The organism is Leptolyngbya sp. FACHB-671, from assembly GCF_014695745.1.
Classification (GTDB): Bacteria; Cyanobacteriota; Cyanobacteriia; order Elainellales; family Elainellaceae; genus JAAUTN01.
In genome coordinates this window covers 24,855-46,124 of the sequence record NZ_JACJOV010000118.1, presented here as the reverse complement: position 1 = coordinate 46,124, position 21,270 = coordinate 24,855, and the positions used below count along the sequence as shown (strand labels likewise).

The following is a 21,270-nucleotide window of genomic DNA, read 5'->3' as shown; positions in this document are numbered from 1 at the left end:
AAAATTATCCTCTCTTAATCCCAATCCCCAAAAGGAGTCCCATCGATCATGCAGTGGTTCCAATTCCAGCGCAGCCAGCGCAAAAAGCTAATTCGCTACAGCTTCATTGCGCTGGTCACCATAGCAATGATTTTGCTCGGGCTGGGTCGAGTACCTGCGCTGGCGCAAACAGCCCGTCACTACACCGAGTTAGAATTTGAGCCGCTTCCTGAAATTCAACTGCCTGACTATTCTCGCTTTGAGCTAGACAACGGCATCATCGTGTATCTGATGGAAGATCACGAACTGCCTCTAGTCGGTGGCACTGCCATGTTTCACACGGGTGAACGGCTTGAACCAGGCGATAAAGTGGGGCTAGCCAGCATTACAGGTTCGGTGATGCGGAGTGGTGGCACCGTGCAGCACCCGCCCGATGAACTCAACCTGTTGCTAGAGCAGCGTGCCGCCTCTGTCGAAACTGGAATTGACGAAACCACGGGCAGTGCTAGCTTCAGCGCTCTGACGGAAGACTTATCAGAGGTGTTTGGGCTGTTTGCCGAGGTCATTCGACAGCCAGCCTTTCCTCAAGACCGGATCGATCTGCTGAAGAACCAGATCCGAGGTGGAATTGCCCGTCGTAATGATGATCCCGATGAAGTGGTTGGGCGCGAATTCCAAAAGCTGGTCTACGGCGCACAAAGCCCTTACGCCCGCACTGTAGAGTACTCCACGCTGAATAATATTTCCCGCGACGATATTATTGGCTTTTATGAACAGTATTTCCACCCCAACAACATGATCTTGGGGATCGTGGGCGATTTCGAGAGTGAGGAAATGCGATCGCTGATCGAAGCAGAGTTTGGCGACTGGCAGCCCAACCCCAACCTCGAAGCTCAGTTGGATTTACCCGAAGTCGCTCAGGCACAGACCGGTGTGTTTCTGGTCGATCAGCCCCAGCTAACTCAGAGCTATGTTCAGGTCGGGCATCTGGGTGGACAGTTAGATAACCCTGACCACGCTGCTCTCACGGTCGTGAATGAAGTGCTGAATGGATTTGGCGGCAGGCTGACGAATGAGGTGCGATCGCGCCAGGGGCTAGCTTATGTCGTCTATGCTTACTGGAATCCTCGGTTTGACTTCCCTGGCACCTTTATTGGCGGTGGGCAAACTCGTTCTGACGCAACTGTGCCCTTTATTCGCTCGGTGCTATCAGAAATTGAGCGCATCCGCACGGCTCCGATCACTGAGGAAGAACTGGCACGCGCCAAAGACTCGGTACTCAATGCCTTTATCTTTAACTTTCAAGATCCGGGGCAGACATTATCGCGACTGATGCGCTACGAGTATTACGGCTACCCTGCCGATTTTATCTTTCAATATCAGCGTGCTGTTCAGGAAACCACAATTGAGGACGTTCAGCGGGCTGCTCAAGAATACCTGAAGCCAGAAAATATTGTCACGCTGGTAGTTGGCAATGCGGCTGCCATTCAGCCCCCGCTCAGCAGTTTGGGTTCTAATATCGAAGTGACTCAGATTGACATCACCATTCCAGAACCGCAGGGTTAGGAGTCGTTTTAGAAGTAGAAACCTCGTAGGGATGGTTCGCGAACTGTCCCTACGCTCACCTCAATTGTTTCGCAGGTTTTGGTGACGATAAAAGGTGAAAGTATCAAACAAAATACCAACCAGGCTGCAAACCAGCCCAATGACCAGCAACCCATTGACGGAACTACCGCTGCCAAACACGGACAGAAATTGGGTGATTTGCTCTAGCCCAGCCTGACTGATGGAGCTAAATAGCGGAACGTAGCCCACCATAGAGAGGCATAGCAAAACTCCTATGATGAATAGGGTAGGAGTCATGAAGCTAAAGATTCCTGTAATCAGAATTGAACGCAGAAAGCTTGGCAAAGTACTCATAGAGAGGCTTATGCTCTAAGGGTTGAAGATCCTAACAGGCTGAAGGTATGGCTATACCTGCCAGTCCCTACGATAGGGGCGATCGCCTCAATCCAGTCCAGATGTCAGAAATCTTAAATCTCTATTAAAAAGCTTGTTGAAGATCTATGAATCCAACTCATAATCCAAACAGCACCTTCACCTTAAAGGACACGTCAAACTAGCCCGAAAATCCACGAAAAGTGGAGATACACCGCAGTGCATCCCCCCCTCAGAACCTCAGGGCAACAATCCGCTATTGTTTACATTGAGGTTCATTTTAGGTAGGCAAACTGCTTATCTGCGTTAACCACGTTTACTTAAACCTTCATCAAAGTTTAGGGGTACAGCACCATTGAGTGAAACCGCTCAGACTTCTGGATTAGGGCTATGGAGTCAGCGACTACTTGCTGCCATGCTATTAGGTGGACAGGTAATCGTCCATCTGATTGCGGGCAAAATTCATCGCCGCAACACCCTCGATCAAATGGCTGCCGTCGGGCCAGAGTCGCTGTTGATTGCTTTGGTTACGGCCGCTTTTGTGGGCATGGTGTTTACCATTCAGGTCGCCAGAGAATTTATTAACCTGGGCGCGGGTACAGCCGTTGGTGGTGTTTTGGCCCTTTCTCTAGCCCGAGAACTCGCCCCTGTCCTGACTGCGGTGATTTTGGCAGGACGGGTCGGCTCTGCTTTTGCCGCTGAAATTGGCACGATGCAGGTGACTGAGCAAATCGACGCGCTGCAAATGCTCAAAACCGACCCGATTGACTACTTGGTCATTCCCAGAGTGGTTGCTTGCTGCTTGATGCTGCCGATTCTTACTATCCTGGCATTTATCACAGGGATGACGGGTGGACTGTTGATTGCCGAAGGGCTTTACGGCATTTCATCGACCGTATTTCTCAACTCAGCCCGAAACTTCCTCAGCGTTTGGGATCTGGTTAGCGCCCTGGTTAAAGCTTTTGTGTTTGGTGGGCTGATTGCGGTAATCGGCTCAAGCTGGGGTTTAACCACCACCGGAGGAGCAAAAGGAGTGGGGCAATCTACGACTACCGCAGTTGTGACCGCACTTTTGGCAATCTTTATTGTCAATTTCTTTCTCTCCTGGATCATGTTCCAAGGGACAGGCAGTGCTGTTCTGGGTGGCTTCTAGCAGGTCTCGTTCTGCCTGGGTTGAAGCACCAGGAGCATCACCCCTTAGAATGGAGATGGCTGAACTAAGCTGTAACTGAAGGGATTCGCGCTTGTGACTGTCACGCCCTCTCCGACTTCCACTGAAACGACTGTGCTGGCTCCCAGCTATGCGTTGCCGATCGCCTTGATTGCGATCGCATTGCTTTTAACTGCGCTACCCATAGGGCTGGGGCAACCTTGGGTGAATGGAGCGATCGCCCTCTTAGGGCTATTTCTGCTGTTTCAAGCGGCTACCCTGCGGCTTCAGTTTACCTCCACTGCGCTAGACATCACCCGTGGAGACACGCTGATTCGCCACTTTCCCTACACCGACTGGCAAAACTGGCGTATCTTTTGGACTGGCATCCCGATTTTGTTCTACTTCAAAGAAGTCAAAAGCATTCACTTTTTGCCGATTCTCTTTGACCCTAAAATGCTGAGGCAATGCCTGGAGCAACACTGCCCCATCTCCGATGCCTAAGAGCAACGGCTACTTGACTGTGGAAACCCTTGCTAGTTCACTCTCGATTCAAAACTTAAAACTTACCGTCCCACTTGCCCATGAACTCCAACGACTCGCCAAGCCGTGAATTTATCGCCAAACCCCTAAATGATATCGTTGCCAAAGAACAAGCTATCGAAGACGCTGCTGGTGGTGATGAGATCCTTGCCGAAGAAATGTCCCATGAGGCGTTGGGTGATGAGATAACAGTCCTGACCCAGCGAGTTGCGGATCTGCGGCGACAAGAAAAAGCCTTACAAAAAGAAATTGCTACCCTACAAGCCTCCTACGACAGGATGTTGCGAGGGCAGATGGCAGATGTACAGACAACAATCGGGCGTATGGTCAAAGAGGGGTTGAGTGAGCTGGAGCAGCGCAAGAAAACTCTGCAAATCTCAGTTGAGCAGCTAGAGCGCCGACAAGAGCGCATTCGCACAGAAATGCGAACCACTTTTGCGGGAGCGTCTCAAGATTTGGCAATTCGAGTTCAGGGCTTTAAAGATTATCTAGTGGGCAGCTTGCAAGACTTGGCGACAGCAGCCGAGCAGTTAGAGCTAGTTGCCCCTGCCAGAGAGCCGGAAGTGCGAGAAGCCCCTCGTGATCTGCGAGGCTCCCGGGACTTTCGAGATGCTGATGAATTTGAGGATGATCAGGTTCTTACCCCTCGATTTGCCGAGCAAAATTTTGAAGACCAGGCAAGACAAATTCGCAAGATCTTAGACCAATATCGGACAATGCCCGACTACTACGGGCCACCCTGGCAGCTGCGCCGTACCTTTGAGCCAATTCACGCAGAACGGGTATCAAACTGGTTCTTTGCTCAGGGTGGACGGGGTGCGCTGCGGACGATGGGGTCACGCTTGCAAAATATTCTGATTGTCTCGGCAACAATCTCGGTTCTGCGGAATCTGTATGGCGATCGCGTCCGTACTCTCATTCTCGCCAACTCTCCCGAACGCTTAGGTGAATGGCGCAGAGGCTTACAGGATTGCCTTGGTATTTCACGGGGTGACTTTGGTGCAGAGCAAGGCATCGTCCTATTTGAAGCACCAGAACCGCTAGCTCAACGGGCCGATCGCTTGGTACGCCAAAAACAACTGCCGCTGATCATCATTGACGAATCCGAGGACATGGTGAACCTGTCGCTGCTGCAATTCCCGCTGTGGCTGGCGTTTGCCTCAGATCCGATGAATCCGACCGTCATCTAAAAACAGCAGTCCTAAATCAGTTGTAAGAAGAGCGAGTTGTGAGCGCATCCCCAGGGGATGCGCTCACAACTCTTTTAGGATTACTATATACTGCGGGTTCTTTTGGAGAGATTAGTTGCAGAGGCTCATCAAATTGCAGAGCTTATAAACGATTCTGGCTCCCACATTGCCGTCCCACTCGGCATTGCCAACCTCGACCACATCAAAGCCAATAATCTGCCGTCCGCTATGAACGACCTCTCGGAATAGGCAAAACGTTTGTTCCAGTTCTAGCCCACCGGGGACAGGAGTTCCTGTGGTGGGGCAGAGTTTTGGATCTAAGCCATCCACATCAAAGCTGATGTAAACCTGCTGGGGGAGCTCTGCCACAATCTGCTTGCAAAGCTCTAGCCAGGAAATACCGCCATACAGCTTTTGCTTCAGCATCGGATCGTAGTAAGCGGACACTCGCCCGTTTGACTGTTGAATTAACTTCACTTCATCGTGAGATAGATCGCGAATACCAACCTGCACCAGTTTGGAAAGTTGTGGCAACTTGAGCGCATTAAACATGATCGAGGCGTGGGAAAACTCAAACCCCTCGTATGCTTCGCGCAGGTCAGCATGAGCATCGATGTGCAAGATGCCAAAGTTGGGATGGTGTTGGGCGATCGCCCTCAAATTTCCCAATGGCACACTATGATCGCCACCAATCACTACAACCCGTTTGCCTTGAGCCATAGCCATTTGTGACTGTTCAAACAACCATTGGTTAACAGCTTCGCTCTCCTGGTTAATGGTTTGCAGCAGTTCAACCAGTTCTGGACTGTCCTCAACCTGCTCGCCCTGCTCCATGTGCTGAATAATCCGGGTTGCATCCTGCCGCAATGTATCACTTTTTTGCTGAATTGACTGAGGAATCTCAGCCATAAAGATGCCTTGCTTCCAGCCATCCGGATTGTCAAAGTCAAACAAATCCAGTTGCCGAGATGCATCCAAGACAGCCTGCGGCCCAGCGGCCGTGCCTGCGCCATAAGAAACAGTCACTTCCCAGGGAACGCCAAACACGATGATGCTGGCTGAGTCGTAATCGAAGGGTAATCCCAACAAATTACCGTTATCAACGCCGATGCTACTGGGATCGTAGTTTTGTAGGATTTCTTCTTCAGTAATCATGGACAGGTTGGAGTTTCTAATGAGCTAAATCTAAGAACTTATTCCATTCTCTCTAATACTTCTGATTTAGGACAGTAGATGTGATGTGCGATCGCCGTTCCCTTTATCAGCCCAAATTACTCACTTTTTGCGATCGCCCATTCCTCGGGAGTATTGCAGTTAAACAACATTTGCACATTATCCAAAGTGAGTTCCTGAACGGGTTGGTGAGTTAACCACTTTTGGAACGATCGCCCCCCACTTTCTACAAAGTTTGTCAATTCGGATAGACAGTTGCTGCGATAAAAGCCGCAGAGGGGTTCCCACCAACCTTGTGGATTTTTAGGGAGAAAGGCGATCGCTTCCACAGATGCATTCTCCAATTCCGCTACCCAATTCTGTAGAATTTCAAGTTTTAGATAGGGTAAATCGCAAGCTAGTAGCAGAACCCACTCGGTTTGTATATACGTCAAGGCTTGAGCAAAACCGACTAACGGCCCGTGTGGTTTGGCTTCTTCTGGTTTCCAGGTTTCTTGAATAAACCGACAGTTTGCTGGAAGAACGTCACGATATCGTTCTATCCAGGGAGTTACAACATAAACAGGGTCAGCACACTGTTGAGCAATTTGATACGTTCTTTGAATCAGCGGAATGCTGTCCAGTTCAAGCAGTGCTTTATCCTGACCCATGCGAGAACTTTGTCCACCTGCCAGGGCGATCGCCGCTAAACTAACCATCGTTTATATTTATCCTGGAGTTGGGTTTGACTTTGACTCGCAGCGTTTCCATATTGGAATACACTCAGGTTTGAGCGGAGCATATTCACATTATTTCAGTCTGCCTAACAGACCGATAACTTTTCCAAAAGGAATCGGTCTGCTTGATCCCAAAACTTAAGAGAAGATAGAGGGGTAGGTATTTTTTCGCATCGCGGGGAGGAAACCGCTCATGGTCGTACTAACCGATCGCACGCAGCGTAGGCTAACGATGCAAACGGCTGAAATTGCGCCAGAAACATTGACAATGCGATCGCTTGACTGGGATCGCGATCGCTTTGACATCGAGTTTGGCTTAAAAAACGGCACGACCTACAACTCGTTCTTGATTCGGGGTGAGCAAATTGCCCTGGTAGACACCTCCCACGCCAAGTTTCGGCAGCTTTACCTGGATTTGCTGAAAGAAACAATTAATCCAGCCGAAATTAATTACCTGATCATTAGCCACACGGAACCCGACCACAGCGGCTTGGTGCCCGACATTCTTGCGCTTGCACCCGACGTGACGGTGGTTGGCTCAAAGGTGGCGATTCAGTTCCTTGAAAATCTGGTGCATCAGCCCTTCAAGCAGCGGATTGTGAAGAATGGCGATCGCCTCGACCTGGGCAACGGGCATGAACTAGAGTTTGTGATTGCGCCCAACCTGCACTGGCCCGACACCATTTTCACCTACGACCACAAAACGCAAGTTCTCTTCACCTGCGATGCGTTTGGGATGCACTACTGCGACGATCGCACCTTTGATGAGGAACTATCGGAAATTGAAGACGACTTTCGCTATTACTATGACTGCCTCATGGGTCCTAATGCCCGCTCGGTGCTGTCGGCGCTAAAGCGGATGGATCAGCTTGAAGCCGTTAACATCATTGCCACAGGACACGGGCCACTACTGCAACACAACGTGGCGGAATGGACGGGGCGCTACCGCCAGTGGAGCAAAGAGCAGGCGAAGTCTGACAAAACGGTGGCGGTGTTTTACGTATCCGATTATGGATATAGCGATCGCCTCTCGCAGTCGATTGCTAAGGGCATTACCAAAGCCGGAGTTGCGGTCGAAATGATGGATCTGAAGTCAGCCGATCCGCAAGAGCTACAGGAAATGGTCAGCCACGCCGCTGGACTGGTAATCAGTATGCCGCCTGCTTCCGGTGACATTGCGACTTCAATCCAAGCTGCGCTCAGCACCGTTCTGGCTGCCGCTAAAGCAAAGCAGGCAGTTGGGCTATTTGAATCTTACGGAGGCGATGACGAACCTGTTGACCCACTGCTCAACCGCTTTCGGAACCTGGGCTTGGTTGAGGCATTTCCAGCAATTCGGGTAAAAGATGTTCCAGGTGAGTCACTTTATCAGCTTTGTGAAGAGGCGGGGGTTGACCTGGGGCAAGCGCTGACTCGCGATCGCACCGTCCAACAAATCAAATCGATTGACGCAGATCTAGAAAAAGCACTGGGACGAATCAGCAGCGGACTTTACATCATTACGGCTCAGAAAGGCGATCTGATGGGTGCAATGCTAGCGTCCTGGGTAATGCAAGCTAGCTTTAAGCCACTGGGCTTCACCATTGCTGTTGCTAAAGATCGAGCAATCGAATCTTTGATGCAGGTAGGCGATCGCTTCGTTCTCAACGTTTTAGAAGAAGGCAACCACGCTGGCTTGATGAAACACTTCCTCAAGCGATTTGCTCCTGGAGCCGATCGCTTTGCTGGAGTCAAAACCTATTCCGCCGAAAACGGCTCTCCTATCCTGGCAGATGCCCTCGCCTATCTGGAATGTGAAGTCACCAGCCGCATGGAGCAGAGTGACCACTGGGTTGTTTACAGCACAGCTAACGTCGGACGAGTTTCTAAAGCCGATGCCTTGACTGCGGTTCACCATCGCAAGCTTGGGAACTACTACTAAGGTGCTTTGGGCGGTTTTCAAGTAGTTTCGTCGTGGTACATCAAGCTGGAGGCGTTGGGTTCCGCTGCGCTTCACCCAACCTACTAAATTACGGATGGTAGAACATGTAGAACCGTAGGTTGGGTGGAGCAGCGTGGAACCCAACGCTTTAAATTTGCTGCGTGACTACAACTCAAGAAGCGATTTACGTGCAAGGTTTAGGCTTTTGCCGCTTTAAGATGTCGAGAAAGGCAAAGACGGCCGGGGTGTGTAGCTCATTGGATAAGACGGCTACACCAATGATTCGCATCAGGGGAACGGGTAAGCTGTAAACCTGAATTCCGGTTGGGATGGGTTCTGCTGCTAAGCGGGGCAAAACGGTTGCTCCTAATCCTTGAGCGACCAGGTTGACGATGGTGGCGTCGGTTTCTACTTCGTAGGTGACTTTTAAGAAACAGTCAAACTGTTTAGCGTGAGCATATACCATCTGCATCATCACGTTATCCACGGGGGGCATGATCAGCGGAAATGTGGACAATTCTGCCCAGCTTAGCTGCTCTGCCTGAGCTTGAAAGGTAGGAGGAAACAGGGCCACAAATTCGTCGCGTAAGACTTCGCAGGTTTCCATGTCTTCGCTAGCGGGTAAAAAGGTAAAGCCGATGTCGGCTCTTCCTTCGCGCAGGGCTTGCTCGACGCGGGGGTAATCGTCGTGCTCGGTGAGGCTGACGGCGATCGCTGGAAAGCGTTGGTGAAATTGGGTGATCACCAGCGGCAAAATATGAGTGGCAACGCTGCGAAAGGAGGCAATTCTTACTTGCCCGCCTTCTAGCCCTTTCGCCAGTTCTGCTTCTTTAGTAATTTCCTCGGACCGATGCACGATTTCGCGGGCGTGTTCGGCAATTCGCTGTCCGACGGAAGTGAGGCGAGCCCCGTGCCGCCCGCGCAAAAATAGCACTACGCCCAAGTGTTCTTCTAGGGTGGCGATCGCGTGACTCACTGCGGACTGAGACATTTCCAGTTGCAGGGCCGCTTCGCTAAAGTTTTCGCGATCGGCAACGGCAACTAAGATCCTGAGCTGAGACAGCTTCATCTGTCTGTGATGACTCTCTTTCATGATGCAACCTCAGCCCCTGCTTACTAAGCCTAAGCGAGATCTATCATTTGTTCTCAAAAGCTGAAGCTGCCAAATTGACATTACTCAAGGTAGATTTCCAGGTTGCTAATCCTACTCTAGAAATCTTCCTTCAGAATTATGGCGCTCCTTTAAGGACGCTGACACACTAATCAAGGTCAGCAGTTAAAGAAACTTAATCACTTTAATTGCTAGTAATTATATTTTGGCAAGCTTATATGGTTCAGACTTGGCTTTGGATAGGCGTAACTGGCATGGCAGTCGGAGCCGTTTTCTTTGGCTTTGGAGCGCATAACGCTAGAACAGAACGTTGGAAAATTCTATACACGCTCAATTTTTTCATTTGTATCATCGCCAGTGTGCTTTATCTATCAATGGCATTGGGGCAAGGGTTTAACGTGATACATGGTCGTCCTACTTTTTGGGTTCGTTATGTCACCTGGTTCCTATCAACGCCACTTTTGTTGCTTGATCTCATATTTTTGGGTCGAACCAGTTTACCGACTGCCGGAAGTTTGTTGGGAGCTAATGCACTCATGATTGCAACCGGATTGGTTGCTGCCCTCTCACCCGATCCGATCAATTACATCTGGTATTTAGTGAGTTGTGGTGCCTTTGTGGCTGTTTTTTATCTACTGGTGTCACCCTATCGCCTAGAAGCGGAGCAACAGCATCCTAGAAGCAAGAAAGCATTCCGCAAACTGCTCACGGTTCATCTGGTGTTGTGGACTGGATACCCGATTGTGTGGCTGCTTGCAGCGAGTGGTTTTGATGTCTTGACTCAAGGGTTAGAAACAATGTCTTACACCCTACTAGATTTGGTGGCAAAGGTTGGTTTTGGTATCCTTTCACTCAATACATTAGGGCAATTAGAACGGGCGGGTGAAGTTGAGAAGGTGTTACAGACAGAGGTGTCTGCTCGATAGAAGCGATCGCCCTTTCCACCTAATTCACAGCACTTTCGGATAGGGAAACTTTTAGTAGATAAAACACTCATAGAACCAGGTTTAGCCACAACGTAATCAGTTAAATGCATAGACGCTGACAAAACCTGTCCATTGCCTGCGGTAGGGGCACGGCAATGCCGTGCCCCCTCGAAAATTACTCGTCAAATGTGTAAAGCCTGCAACGGCGAAGGGATCTTATAGGGGCGATCGCTCCGCTCAATTATCCAAATCAAGACACTATCATGTCGGAAAAGTGCTTTGAGAGCTCGAAAAGGGATTTTGGGATCTCGGAAAGAGATTTTGTCGTGCCGGAAAGAGGTTCTGCTGCCCTGGAAAAGAGTTTTGTCGTGCCGGAAAGAGGTTCTGCCACGCCGAAATCCCTTTTCAACGTGCTGGAAAGAGGTTCGTCTTGTTTAGTGCAAAAAGTGCCTCAAAAATGGGAACTATTAGTTCTTAACGATCAATAGCTGATCGCTTGTGGAAACTTTTTGCCTAGGGCCGTCAAGACTGGACAGGGCGTTTTATCTTCCAGGTTGTCGGGTTTGCTCCAGGTGAAGGGAGCTTTTTGAGCGGCGGACATCCACAGCAGGCGTTTGGCTCTAGTCATCGCTACATAGAGCAGGCGAAATTCTTCAGCGACTTTAAGGTATTCGGCGCGTTCCCAAGCGGCGGCGAGTCCGGGCATTGGATATTCCTCATGTACACGGGCGCGAATTTGCGCTCTGGCGACCTCTGGCAAACTAAAGTCGCCAATAAACTGTGCTTGGGGCGGAACTCTCAGACTGCCAGGGATCAACTGCTCATGCAGGAAGGGGATAAACACAAAGTCCCAGTCCAGTCCTTTGGCTTTGTGCATGGTGATGATGGTGAGTTGACCTTTGCGCGTGTAGCGCTCTTCACTATCGCCAATTTCAACGGGCTCAAATCGCTCGGAGTTAACGATTTCACTCAGCACATCGATGGGGGAAGCTCCGGGATTGGCAGATGTGCGTTGGTAAATTTGATCGCTCAGTTTGTCGGCGGTCGCCAGTTCGGTTTGCTCGTACTTCAACGTGAGCGCCAGGAAGGGAATCAGTTGATATTGGGGCAACTCTAGCCGCGCCCGTAGCAGTCCAGTGCAGTAGCGCTGCGCCTGAAGCACGGGGTCGGGCTGAAGCGGGTCGAGCGGGCCGGGGTAAAGGAACTGTTCGGGCAGACTGGTCAGCAGGTTGAGATCTTGAGTAGGAATCAGCTTGCGATCGACCAAAACTTTGAGGGCAGCTTTGAGGTTGTCGGGCGAATGAGGGCGATCAAGAAACTGCATCAGTGCCAGGATCTCAGCGGGAATGTGAGACTGGCGATCGCGTTGTCCCACGTCGTAGATTTCGATTCCCAATTCCTTCAGATTCACCTTTAGCCCGTGCTGTTCTGGGTTTTGCAGCAGATCCGCGACAAATCGCCCCTGCCGGTTTTCCCGCACCAGAACCGCTATGCGTCCATCGGGATGCTGAGCAAAAAGTTCTGCGACTCGTTGCCCAATTTGATCGACCGTCTCAAATACATCTTCTGGTATGACGATTTCTAGCCCCCGTCCAACGGGAGCGGGGTTTGCATCTATTTGAGGATCGTCTGCCTCAACAGGATGAATTGCCTGAGAGCGGAATGGATTTTTGAAAGAAGCGATCGCCCCCTCTCCATCTGAGTCGCCGCTACTTCCTCTGCCATATCGACGATTGACCCAATCGAGCATGAAGTTTGCCGCATCCATAATGATGGCGGCGCTGCGTCCTGCCTGATCCATCTCTGCCAATCTGCCCTGAGCTTCACAGGTTTCGCAAAACTGCCGGAAGAACACAGGGTCAGCCGGAGTAAAGGTAGAGTTAATCGCCTGGTTCGGGTCACCCACGCGCACCAAATTGGCTGGTCGATTGCCATCGGGGTCAGACGCAAGGATTTCTAAGAGACGAGTTTGCAGCGGAGACGAGTCTTGCGCTTCGTCTTCGAATACAGCAAACACCTGCTGTTGCCAAAGCTGACGGGCATTGTCGTCTTCTAGCACTCGCAGCGCTGCCAAAATCATGTCGTCGTAGTCAATCAGTCCACGATTTTTGAGAAGTAACTGATAGCGTTCATAAAGTCCAGCGGCGATCGCCAGCACATCATAGTTAACCTCATCTATATCCTGGTGCATCACTTCCTGACTTAACTGCCGCAAATCGGCAGGCAACAGTCCCGAACTCTTTGCCTCATGAATGACGGTAAGTGCAAGCTCAGGCAACACTTCTGTTCGCAATACCGACTGTCGCCTGAGCCGTTCGGTTTCTTCGCCGTCAAACTGCCGCCCCTCTAGCAACCGCTGATAAAGCTGAGGGTTAGAGCTAATCCACTGCTCGACACAGGTACGAACCAAGCGATTGCTCTGGTTGGGCAACACTAATGTCACGCGGTCAAGGCTCAGCCCAGACAGATCGGGATAGCGGGTAGCAATGTTTAGCGCCAGTCCGTGCAGGGTATAGACGACGAATCCGCTTGGCGTGAGTGAAAGCTCTCGCAAATATTGACGAATTTTGGCTTTAAGATTGGCGACTGCAGAGCGAGTAAAGGTCACAACAACCAGTTGTCCGCTATTGGAATTGCCATCTGGTGCAGTCGGTTGCATTCCCCGATAGCGTTTGGCGAGAAGAATGGCGGAGGCGATCGCCATCCCAGTTGATTTGCCCGAACCTGGCACGGCTGACACCGCTAGCGCCCCGCTCTGCCAATCTGCCATTCGCTGTTGCCCTGGACGCAGGCGCGATCGAAGCTGTTGCAGCGTTTCTTCCCAGGTAGGAGTGGGGTTTTGCGGATTTGCTGAAGTCACCATGCTGCTGTTATGCCGTTAGTGCGTCTGATCTTCATCATATTCGGGGGATTGAGGGTTGAGGTTGAGGGCACATCTTTCTAAGCGATCCACAGCACTGCTACTGTGTGTCGGCGATCGCTTGCTCTAAGCAGAGGCATGAGGGCTTGAGTTCTAACGTCAAAATTTAAGCGCACATTGCGCAAATTTGTGAAGCGCAATACTGAGCTTCAGCAACGGATCGAAGACACTCTTTAGCAGATGGAAGCAGACGTATTTGATTCGAGCTTGGGTACTCATAAACTAAGTGGCAAACTTGATGGTCTTCAGTCTTGTTCTTGCGGCTATAACTGTCGTATCGTTTTCTCAATTGAGCAAAATATTGAATCCGAACCGGGCGTGGCATTCGGTCAGAAATCAACGGTGAATGGCGCAATGAATTTGCCGAATGCCGCGCCCCTACCCCATGCGTTGTCTGCTGCTGCCCGTCCTGCCAACGCAAATAGGCTGATACACGTATGATTAAACTGGCGTAATGTTTTGATGTCCTGGCATGAAGGGATTGCGGTTTCAGATTCAGCAGTTAAGCCAGCGCTGCAACTGGCATTACGTCGGGCTGGCAGCAGTGCTGCTGCTGGGAGCGGTTCTACGATTTTGGCAGCTTGACGCGAAACCACTGTGGCTGGACGAAATCATCACGGCAATCTTTAGCCTCGGTCACAAGCAAGCCGATTTGCCGCTGGGTATGGCATTTTCAGTGACTCAGCTCAAGCAAATTTTTACGCTCAATCCAGGGGTGAGCTGCGCTCAAATTGCCCAAACGGTGTCTACAGAATCGGTACATCCGCCGCTGTTCTTCTGTTTGCTCTACCGCTGGATTAGCTGGCTCAACCCCAATTCGGAGAACTGGATTTGGGCATTGCGATCGCTCTCCGCCTCGATGGGAGTGGGGGCGATCGCCTCCATTTACTGGCTGAGTCGACTTGCTTTCTCTAAGAGGGCAGGGCTGATGGCAGCAGCCGTAATGGCGGTTTCTCCCTTCGCTGTCTACCTGTCTCAAGAAGCCCGCCAATATACTCTGCCGATGTTGCTAATTTCGTTAGCGCTGGTAGGACTGGTGCAAATGCAGCAAGACCTGCATCCCGGTCGGCGGTTGCGTCCGGCGGTATGGCTGGGCTGGGTGGCGGTGAATTCGTTAGGGCTTTACATCCACTACTTTTTTGCCCTGGTACTGGTGGCTCAAATCATGGCGCTGGGCGGCTGGATGCTATGGCAGCGGCGCAGCATTGCGCCTCGCGGCTGGATGGCATTGGGGTTGGCGATCGCGGGCATTACTTTAAGCTACTTGCCCTGGCTCACCGTCCTGCTAGGGCACATCAGTCGTCCTGAAACTACCTGGCTCAGTTCTCGGGAAATCGATTGGGAAAGCCGAATTGCGCCGATTTATCAGGCGATCGCCGGATGGGTCGTGATGGTGATTACCCTCCCGGTCGAAGACCAGCAAGAGTACATTGTGATTCTCTCAGCCACACTGATGCTGATTTTTGGGGCGTGGCTGGTGTGGCAAGTGAGCCGAGGCTTGAGAAAAGCCTGGAGTCGGCTTGAGATTCGCCCATCGCTGTTGTTGCTGACGGGTTTTGTCCTCAGCGTTTTGGTTCAGTTCTTTGCGATCGTCTACATTCTCAACAAAGACATTACCGTTGTGCCGCGCTATAACTTTGTCTATTACCCAGGCGTTTGTGGGCTGCTGGGCGTGGCGCTGGTGCATCTGCCTTTTCGCAAAGTCGTTCTGCCTTTCTTACTGGTCGGCATCCTTAGCAGTGTGCTTGTTGTGAATAACCTGGCATTTCACAAAGCCTACTACCCCAGCCGCATTGCCAGAGATATGTATGTTGACCCAGAAACACCGCTGATGCTGGTGGGCAGCTATACCTCAATTCAGGAAATTGCCCTGGGGCTAAGCTTTGGGCTAGAACTGAGCGAATACTTCCCCGACCGCCCTGATGAATCTTTGGGCTTTGCTTTTATCGATCGCACGGATGGATTTGAGCAGGCATGGAAGCAACTTTCGCGGGTCACTCCTGGTTTTCCGTTGCCGCTCAACCTGTGGGTGATTGCTGCACCGGGAATGAAAACCAGGGATTATCCCCCGAGGCTCCAGATTACTCATGCTGGAGAGGGCGATCGCTCCTCTAGAGTCTTCTGCACCCTTGACCCTGAGGAGTTTGGGAGAATTGGATTCCCCTACCAGTTTTATCGATGTCGGTAAGGGCCGATGTTTAAGCAGGTGTAGGTTGGGTGAAACAGCGTGAAACCCAACGCTTGTTTAGATACTGTTGGGTTCCGCTTTGCTTCACCCAACCTACTGGCTACTGGCTTACACGGACACTTGCCCCTTCTCAAAATTCTTCAAGAAGGGACAGCACTTACTCATCCACCTGCCACGGATCTTTAGTGAAGTCCTCATCCAAAATCTTTTTCGGACGAACAATTACAATCACCCGCCCCAACAGTGGCACTTCTGGTGTTTCCTCAAACCACTGAATCTGCAACTGCCCATCCTGGTCGATGATGAAAAAGTTGTCTGGATTCCACTGTCGCTGGGCACGATCGATCACGACTAAGACCTGTTCGCGCTTTCCTTCCAGCGGTTCAGGAAACTGGTCAGTATCTGCTAGCAGCACTACCGGGTCTTCTGCCCCCAGCACCACCTGCCATCCCGGAACGGGTACCCATGCTCCTGTTCCTGAAAAACGCACCAGCCCAAACGGAGCCTCTTCCTCAATCAGCGGGACGGCTTGCAGATCAGCCGTCGTTAGGGGAAGCTTACCTGCAACCGGTAAAACCCTTGCCAGTTCTTCTTCTGAGTCGAGCCGATAAAGCGGCAGACGGGGTGCAGGACGCTTACGAGTAACAGTGAAATCGGTCAACAGTTTCTCGGCTTGTTGGCGGGCTGACTCACTCTGAGCAAACCGCAATGCTAGAGCAATTAGGCGCGATCGCAACTGCAAGTCTGACTGCTGCCGTGCTAGTCGCCAGTAGTGCAGCGCCACTGCATCACTGGGATATTCCGAAAATTCTTCAGGTGGAGTCGCGAGTCGTGAAAAGTCTTTGAGCGCTTTGGCTACCTCACGAGCGCCTTCAGAGTCGATGCCTTTTTCAACGACCAGTTCTGCTGCTGCTGCTCGTTCTGGCTGAGTCAAGATGCGAAATTCGTAGAGCGTATCGCTGCCTGTGCGCTCAAACCGCGATCGCACCTGCTCTGACACTCCGCTGCTCACAATTGAGCTGTAAACCTGTGAGGCAACGGTAATTTGATTCTGGTGAACTGGCTCAAATCCGGTTTCCTCAAAAATTTGCTGAGGGCTATAGCCAGCCTTTTGAAGCTGCTGACAAGCTTGCCCCCAGGCAACCCAATTTTCCTGCTTGCGGCGCAGAAGAAGGATTAAGTCTTCGATCTGGCGATCGCCTGACGCAGCATCAGGCTGCTCAGAATTGACTTGTTCAGGATTGGACTCAGATGATTCGGTCATAACAAACGACGGTGCTCTGGTCTATTGGAACCACACAGCAAATGTACCGCGATTCCAGGTCAAAGCGATCGCGCTACAAACCAAGCTTGCAAATCAGCCAACTCGCTGAAATCTAGCAGCGCTTCACTCAACTCTTCTAAAACGGGGAGTGGCAAATCAGAAATAGTGGAACGAACCTCTTGGGGAAGTGACCCAAATCGTTTAGTCAACAGTCGAACTATCAGGTTGATAGTTGCTTCTTCACGTCCCTCTTCACGTCCTTCTTCTTTAATTTCTCGATAAACTCTTGTCTCCTTCAGGCTGATATCCAGCATTGCCTCTACCTCCCCACGACTCAAGCGTTCAAAACGGTACACCATGATCGTTGTGATTATTTCTATTATGGGCTGTCTGGTAGACGAGGGTACTTCCTGCCAAGTTCTATCTAATAAATATCGAGCTGTCTCTGGAGCCTGCTCTTCATCTACCGTGGTCAACACCATCAGTGCTACCCAGAGAGGAAGTTGTTGAATGTCTCCCAACTCGTCTAGATACACCCGATGCACCTGATCGCCATTCAGCAATGATCGATAAGGGTAATTCTCACTTTGTTCAACTCGACGCGAAGGATAAATAATTACAGTTTGCCAGTCGCTAAATCGGGCGCGGTTGCGGTAAAAGTACAGCAGAGATTCGGCGAATACCCTTTCGTAAAGCTGCTCATCTTTCTGAAACTGCACCTCACAAAAATAGATAACTCCATTCCCTTCCTCTTCGGGAGGTATAAATATGCCATCGATTTCAAACTTTGGTTCTTTGATTGCGACCGAATCAAAGCGATACTGCGCTGCGTTGGCAGGAGGATTAGTCAAAAGTTCAAATAGGAGTGTTGGGGATTGCTGAAATAGTTTGTAGAAGATTGAGTCACGACGCGTGACTGTTTTCTGAAGGGTTAGCTGAATTCTTCGTTTCGTCAAAACGACTGGTAACTTGCGCCGGCAAAAGCAAGAGGCAGAGCTTAGCTCTGCCTCTTGCCAAATCTTATCTTGTATCGCTATAGCTACAGAGCTGTATAACGCTCTAGCCACTGTTGATATTCGTGCTGAAGCTTAGGATCGCTAAGAAGCAAGGTGATCTGTACCTTCTCGCACCCAGAGTGAGATTGGTCGGCGATCGCCTGCAAAAACTGGCTAGCTGCCCTCACCGAAGTAAACTCACCGCTGAGGACAGATGGCACACTCGCGTAGGCAGCTTCCCTAATCTCAACGCTATCGTGTGTTTCACCCAGATCAATTGAGGCAAGCTGTTTGGCTTCTGTACCAACTTGCTCAACAATTAGCTTTTCGCGTCGAACAGGAACTTCAACAATTCGAGTCTCGATTTCTTTACGAACAATGACTTCACCGAGCTTGCGTTTTTCACGATTGACGGTCAATTGCTCTTCTAAGAGGCGAACTGTTTCTGTTGCTCCGCCTTGCCCATTTGGTTCAGGTGTGACGAAGCTGTTAGTTTTGTTACCGTAAGCAGGATCGTAGGCTGGCAAACTGGCAACTTGAGCAGAGCTGAGTCCATTAAGATATAGCTTGCCCGCATTTGAGTCGACCCGAAATCGCTCTATTGGTAAAAGAACCTGCTTGGGGGCGATCGCAGAATCTAACTCAACGACTAGATAACGAAGATGTCCTGCTTCGTCCGCCAACCCATCAATGACTCTGCCAACTAACTCATCTCGGTCAGTGCAAACGACAAACTGGTGAATATCATGATTGCCAAAAGCTTCACGATAGCGAGGATCAAAGTTATCAAGTCTTGAAAGTACCATATTGTTCTCCAGGGTGTCAGGTGGAACCAGGAGTGGTTCCACCTGCATTAGTTCAGGTTCGAAGCTTGCTAGAGTTGTCTCTAGAGACGTTCATCAGATAGCGGGTCAAGTCTTTTATCCACATTTGGATGTCCCGTCGTAGTTACGTCCAGTTTTTCTCGACGAATTTGCTCTTCCGCATCAACAGTTTCCCGATTTACTTCTTTCCTGAGATTCACTTCTTCCCGTACTACAGCTTCTTTGTGTACATCAGGAGTTTCTTCGTAAACTTCTACCCTGGCAACCTCACCTTCTCGGAAAGCATCTTCTCCAGGTGTTACTACGGTTCCTGCGTCAGTTGGAACTGTTCCTTGGATGATGACACGCTCTTTCTCAATAGGAACTGTTGCCGTCGCAACTTCAGTTTCAACTCGCTTGCTAACGGCAACCTCTCCTACTTTTTGACGAGTTTTATCAGCAACCAGACGCTCTTCATAAAGCCTGAGTTCTTTATGGTTTTGCTCATCCAGGTTATAAAGTGCTGCATCTTGTTGATAGCTATAACTATTACGGTCATAGCCTGAAGCTGCTACATCGGCTGAACTAACGGCTGTACCCGTTGTAGAAGCCGTTGGACGGTAAACATTTCTGACGTTCTCCTCATAGTCATAATCGACTAAGTCAGACTCGTTGTATTCTGGGAGATTCTCGACCTGAGCCCGAGTGAGGTTGTCCGCATAAACTCGATTCTCATTGAAAGCAATCCGAGTACGACCAACAGGCAGCAGTACTTTCTTGCCAGCAACCCAAAAGCCAGTATTGATCACAAGATAACGAAATCGTCCCTCATCATCTACTAGCAAATTGTCTATGGAACCAACTTTTTCACTGCCGCTGTAGAGATCAAAATCTAGAATATCTTGCTTGTTAAATGAGTCTCGATAATTAGGATCAAAATCTTTAATCTTATGGAGTGCCATGTTTTCGTCTCCTTTTCAGTGCTAAGTCAAAGTTAAAAAAGCCTGTAGTTCACCTCATCCATCTGTTGGCTGAGTTGTTTGTGCCTAGCCAAGTTGTTGTGAGGAATGGAGATTGTGTTGAATACAGGTATGTTTGGCAGTTGGGGCGTTTCATAAAACGCCCCAATTCATCTCTCTTGTTGCTCAAGCTAATCGTTATTAAATGGCCAGGTTTTGCAGGATGCGATCAATGTTTTCTGCCTCTCTTGTGCGTCCTTCGGATTGACAGATTGTTCTCGATTGCTCAATGTGAGTAATACCTTGCTCTGTCAGACCGTACTTACACAAAACAACACCTAAGTTGTAGTGTGCTTCTGCATAGTTGGGGTCTTGTGCAACGACAGACTGGAAGGCGGCGATCGCCCCTGCCAAATCACCCTGTTTACCTAATGCAATTCCCAGGTCATATTGTTCCTCGGCCGATATTAAACTAGAATCTGTGTCGGTTGAGGAATAGGCTGTATCGGTTGCATACCCTGGCGAGGACATGGATTCAGTTGCATATCCTGTTGAGGACATGGATTCATAGTTTGGGGACTGGTCTTCGATGTAAGCTGAGCCAGAATTAATGGGCTCAGGTGAATAAACATCATCCGCAATATATCCTGATGAGCTCTCAGTGTAATAGCCCGTAGAGCTATCTGCGTAGCCTGAAGAGACGTTCATGGTGTCAGCAGCACTACTCATCAAAGCTGAGTCATCAACATAAGATGTATCTTCAACATAGGCTGAAGTTGCATCAAGATTGCCTGCTGAGTAGATGTCGTCTGCAGTTGAGGTGGGTGCAATATCAGCATCTTGGATCACCGTTTGGTCATCCATGTAGGTATTACCAAGGTTGCTGGATGTGTAGGCAGTCTCAACAGTGTACCCAGATGTGTATGCTGGAGAATCTATTTCGGGTGCAGAGAGACTTTGCTGCGGAGTAAAATTCTGTGCGTTAAAGTCTGCATTGCTAGAGCTAGGGTCACTGTCAGCACTAGAAGTTGCGTCATCAACTTTAGTTTTGAGGGTGTTAATAGCTTTGGCTGCACTCGGGTTGATGGTGCTGGCTTTGCTTTCTGCTTGGTCTAAGGTACCCATCACGGAAGGCTTAATTTCCTGAGCCTTCTCTTTTGCTGTCTCTACTGCGTTGTCTACAGCGTGGCTAATCTCTTCCCCTTTCTCATTGCTGATTGCGGCTCCAGCAACTCCACCCACTACGGCACCAATGGCTGCGCCTAATCTTCCAGCTACCATGTTGCCAAGGACTGCTCCAGCTAAACCGCCGCTCACAGCCCCGATTCCAACAGATGTTGGGTGGTCAATTGGTAAGTCAATACTGGGTTCAGCAGCTTCATTGTGCTGAGCCATAGTGCGATCGCTATCTGTCATCTGATTATCCCCCGTTTACTTAAAGCGGCATAAAGCCTGGTTTGTTAAAGCCTTATGGCCAAATTTAACAACCCAAGC

The 21,270-nt window shown here is 50.1% G+C and carries 19 protein-coding genes; 9 read left to right on the top strand and 10 right to left on the bottom strand.

All coding sequences use genetic code 11. The features are described from left to right. The first annotated feature begins 48 nt into the window (after nucleotides 1–48). Complete coding sequence (locus H6F93_RS15875) at nucleotides 49–1,545, top strand: M16 family metallopeptidase (RefSeq protein WP_190641218.1); 1,497 nt, start codon at nucleotides 49–51, stop codon at nucleotides 1,543–1,545. Nucleotides 1,546–1,605: 60 nt separating this feature from the next. On the opposite strand, the gene H6F93_RS15870 is transcribed toward H6F93_RS15875, so the two are convergent. After that, nucleotides 1,606–1,842: a hypothetical protein gene (locus tag H6F93_RS15870; protein WP_242043488.1), complete on the bottom strand. Its 237-nt coding sequence runs from the start codon at nucleotides 1,840–1,842 to the stop codon at nucleotides 1,606–1,608. Between the two features lie 430 nt (nucleotides 1,843–2,272). On the opposite strand from H6F93_RS15870, the gene H6F93_RS15865 reads away from it, so the two are divergent. The 3 genes from H6F93_RS15865 (at nucleotide 2,273) to H6F93_RS15855 (ending at nucleotide 4,800) form a co-directional block, all read left to right on the top strand. Then, complete coding sequence (locus H6F93_RS15865) at nucleotides 2,273–3,070, top strand: MlaE family lipid ABC transporter permease subunit (protein ID WP_190682492.1); 798 nt, start codon at nucleotides 2,273–2,275, stop codon at nucleotides 3,068–3,070. Nucleotides 3,071–3,163: 93 nt separating this feature from the next. Next, nucleotides 3,164–3,571, top strand: a complete 408-nt coding sequence (locus H6F93_RS15860) for a DUF3119 family protein (RefSeq protein ID WP_347277304.1) — start codon at nucleotides 3,164–3,166, stop codon at nucleotides 3,569–3,571. Nucleotides 3,572–3,651: 80 nt separating this feature from the next. Next, complete coding sequence (locus tag H6F93_RS15855) at nucleotides 3,652–4,800, top strand: DUF3086 domain-containing protein (RefSeq protein WP_190682489.1); 1,149 nt, start codon at nucleotides 3,652–3,654, stop codon at nucleotides 4,798–4,800. Nucleotides 4,801–4,911: 111 nt separating this feature from the next. On the opposite strand, the gene H6F93_RS15850 is transcribed toward H6F93_RS15855, so the two are convergent. Further along, entirely contained in the window at nucleotides 4,912–5,955 is a 1,044-nt protein-coding gene (locus H6F93_RS15850) for an agmatinase family protein (RefSeq protein WP_190682486.1), read from the bottom strand. A gap of 116 nt (nucleotides 5,956–6,071) precedes the next feature. Next, nucleotides 6,072–6,671 carry a molybdenum cofactor guanylyltransferase gene (locus H6F93_RS15845; RefSeq protein ID WP_190682483.1) on the bottom strand — a complete coding sequence of 200 codons (600 nt, stop codon included), beginning with the start codon at nucleotides 6,669–6,671 and terminating at the stop codon, nucleotides 6,072–6,074. Nucleotides 6,672–6,882: 211 nt separating this feature from the next. Here H6F93_RS15845 and H6F93_RS15840 point away from each other — a divergent pair, with 211 nt between their 5' ends. After that, nucleotides 6,883–8,610, top strand: a complete 1,728-nt coding sequence (locus H6F93_RS15840; RefSeq protein ID WP_190682481.1) for a diflavin flavoprotein — start codon at nucleotides 6,883–6,885, stop codon at nucleotides 8,608–8,610. Between the two features lie 184 nt (nucleotides 8,611–8,794). On the opposite strand, the gene H6F93_RS15835 is transcribed toward H6F93_RS15840, so the two are convergent. Further along, nucleotides 8,795–9,703 carry a LysR family transcriptional regulator gene (locus H6F93_RS15835; protein WP_190641225.1) on the bottom strand — a complete coding sequence of 303 codons (909 nt, stop codon included), beginning with the start codon at nucleotides 9,701–9,703 and terminating at the stop codon, nucleotides 8,795–8,797. A gap of 236 nt (nucleotides 9,704–9,939) precedes the next feature. Between H6F93_RS15835 and H6F93_RS15830 the strand changes: the two genes are divergently transcribed. Both H6F93_RS15830 and H6F93_RS15825 read left to right on the top strand, forming a co-directional pair. Next, on the top strand, nucleotides 9,940–10,647 hold the full coding sequence (locus H6F93_RS15830; RefSeq protein WP_190682478.1) for a bacteriorhodopsin: 708 nt from the start codon (nucleotides 9,940–9,942) through the stop codon (nucleotides 10,645–10,647). 263 nt (nucleotides 10,648–10,910) lie between these two features. After that, the gene (locus H6F93_RS15825) at nucleotides 10,911–11,135 is read left to right on the top strand and encodes a hypothetical protein (protein WP_190682475.1); all 225 of its coding nucleotides are present in this window, start codon (nucleotides 10,911–10,913) and stop codon (nucleotides 11,133–11,135) included. On the opposite strand, the gene H6F93_RS15820 is transcribed toward H6F93_RS15825, so the two are convergent. After that, nucleotides 11,129–13,510 carry an ATP-dependent helicase gene (locus H6F93_RS15820; RefSeq protein WP_190682472.1) on the bottom strand — a complete coding sequence of 794 codons (2,382 nt, stop codon included), beginning with the start codon at nucleotides 13,508–13,510 and terminating at the stop codon, nucleotides 11,129–11,131. The two genes, H6F93_RS15825 and H6F93_RS15820, sit on opposite strands and share 7 nt — an antisense overlap. Nucleotides 13,511–13,747: 237 nt before the next feature. On the opposite strand from H6F93_RS15820, the gene H6F93_RS35820 reads away from it, so the two are divergent. Both H6F93_RS35820 and H6F93_RS15810 read left to right on the top strand, forming a co-directional pair. After that, nucleotides 13,748–14,008: a hypothetical protein gene (locus H6F93_RS35820; protein ID WP_199313744.1), complete on the top strand. Its 261-nt coding sequence runs from the start codon at nucleotides 13,748–13,750 to the stop codon at nucleotides 14,006–14,008. A 31-nt stretch (nucleotides 14,009–14,039) separates the two neighbouring features. After that, entirely contained in the window at nucleotides 14,040–15,755 is a 1,716-nt protein-coding gene (locus H6F93_RS15810) for a glycosyltransferase family 39 protein (RefSeq protein ID WP_190682469.1), read from the top strand. Nucleotides 15,756–15,912: 157 nt separating this feature from the next. On the opposite strand, the gene H6F93_RS15805 is transcribed toward H6F93_RS15810, so the two are convergent. The 5 genes from H6F93_RS15805 to H6F93_RS15785 all read right to left on the bottom strand — a co-directional run bounded on the left by H6F93_RS15805 (nucleotide 15,913) and on the right by H6F93_RS15785 (nucleotide 21,192). Continuing rightward, the gene (locus tag H6F93_RS15805) at nucleotides 15,913–17,019 is read right to left on the bottom strand and encodes a RuBisCO accumulation factor 1 (protein ID WP_190682466.1); all 1,107 of its coding nucleotides are present in this window, start codon (nucleotides 17,017–17,019) and stop codon (nucleotides 15,913–15,915) included. A gap of 59 nt (nucleotides 17,020–17,078) precedes the next feature. Beyond that, nucleotides 17,079–17,975, bottom strand: coding sequence for an Rpn family recombination-promoting nuclease/putative transposase (locus tag H6F93_RS15800; protein WP_199313743.1), 897 nt, complete (start codon nucleotides 17,973–17,975; stop codon nucleotides 17,079–17,081). Between the two features lie 83 nt (nucleotides 17,976–18,058). Continuing rightward, nucleotides 18,059–18,820, bottom strand: a complete 762-nt coding sequence (locus H6F93_RS15795; RefSeq protein ID WP_190682463.1) for a DUF2382 domain-containing protein — start codon at nucleotides 18,818–18,820, stop codon at nucleotides 18,059–18,061. Between the two features lie 80 nt (nucleotides 18,821–18,900). Beyond that, the gene (locus tag H6F93_RS15790; protein WP_190641232.1) at nucleotides 18,901–19,779 is read right to left on the bottom strand and encodes a DUF2382 domain-containing protein; all 879 of its coding nucleotides are present in this window, start codon (nucleotides 19,777–19,779) and stop codon (nucleotides 18,901–18,903) included. A 198-nt stretch (nucleotides 19,780–19,977) separates the two neighbouring features. After that, nucleotides 19,978–21,192: a tetratricopeptide repeat protein gene (locus H6F93_RS15785; protein WP_190682460.1), complete on the bottom strand. Its 1,215-nt coding sequence runs from the start codon at nucleotides 21,190–21,192 to the stop codon at nucleotides 19,978–19,980. Between the last annotated feature and the right edge of the window lie 78 nt (nucleotides 21,193–21,270).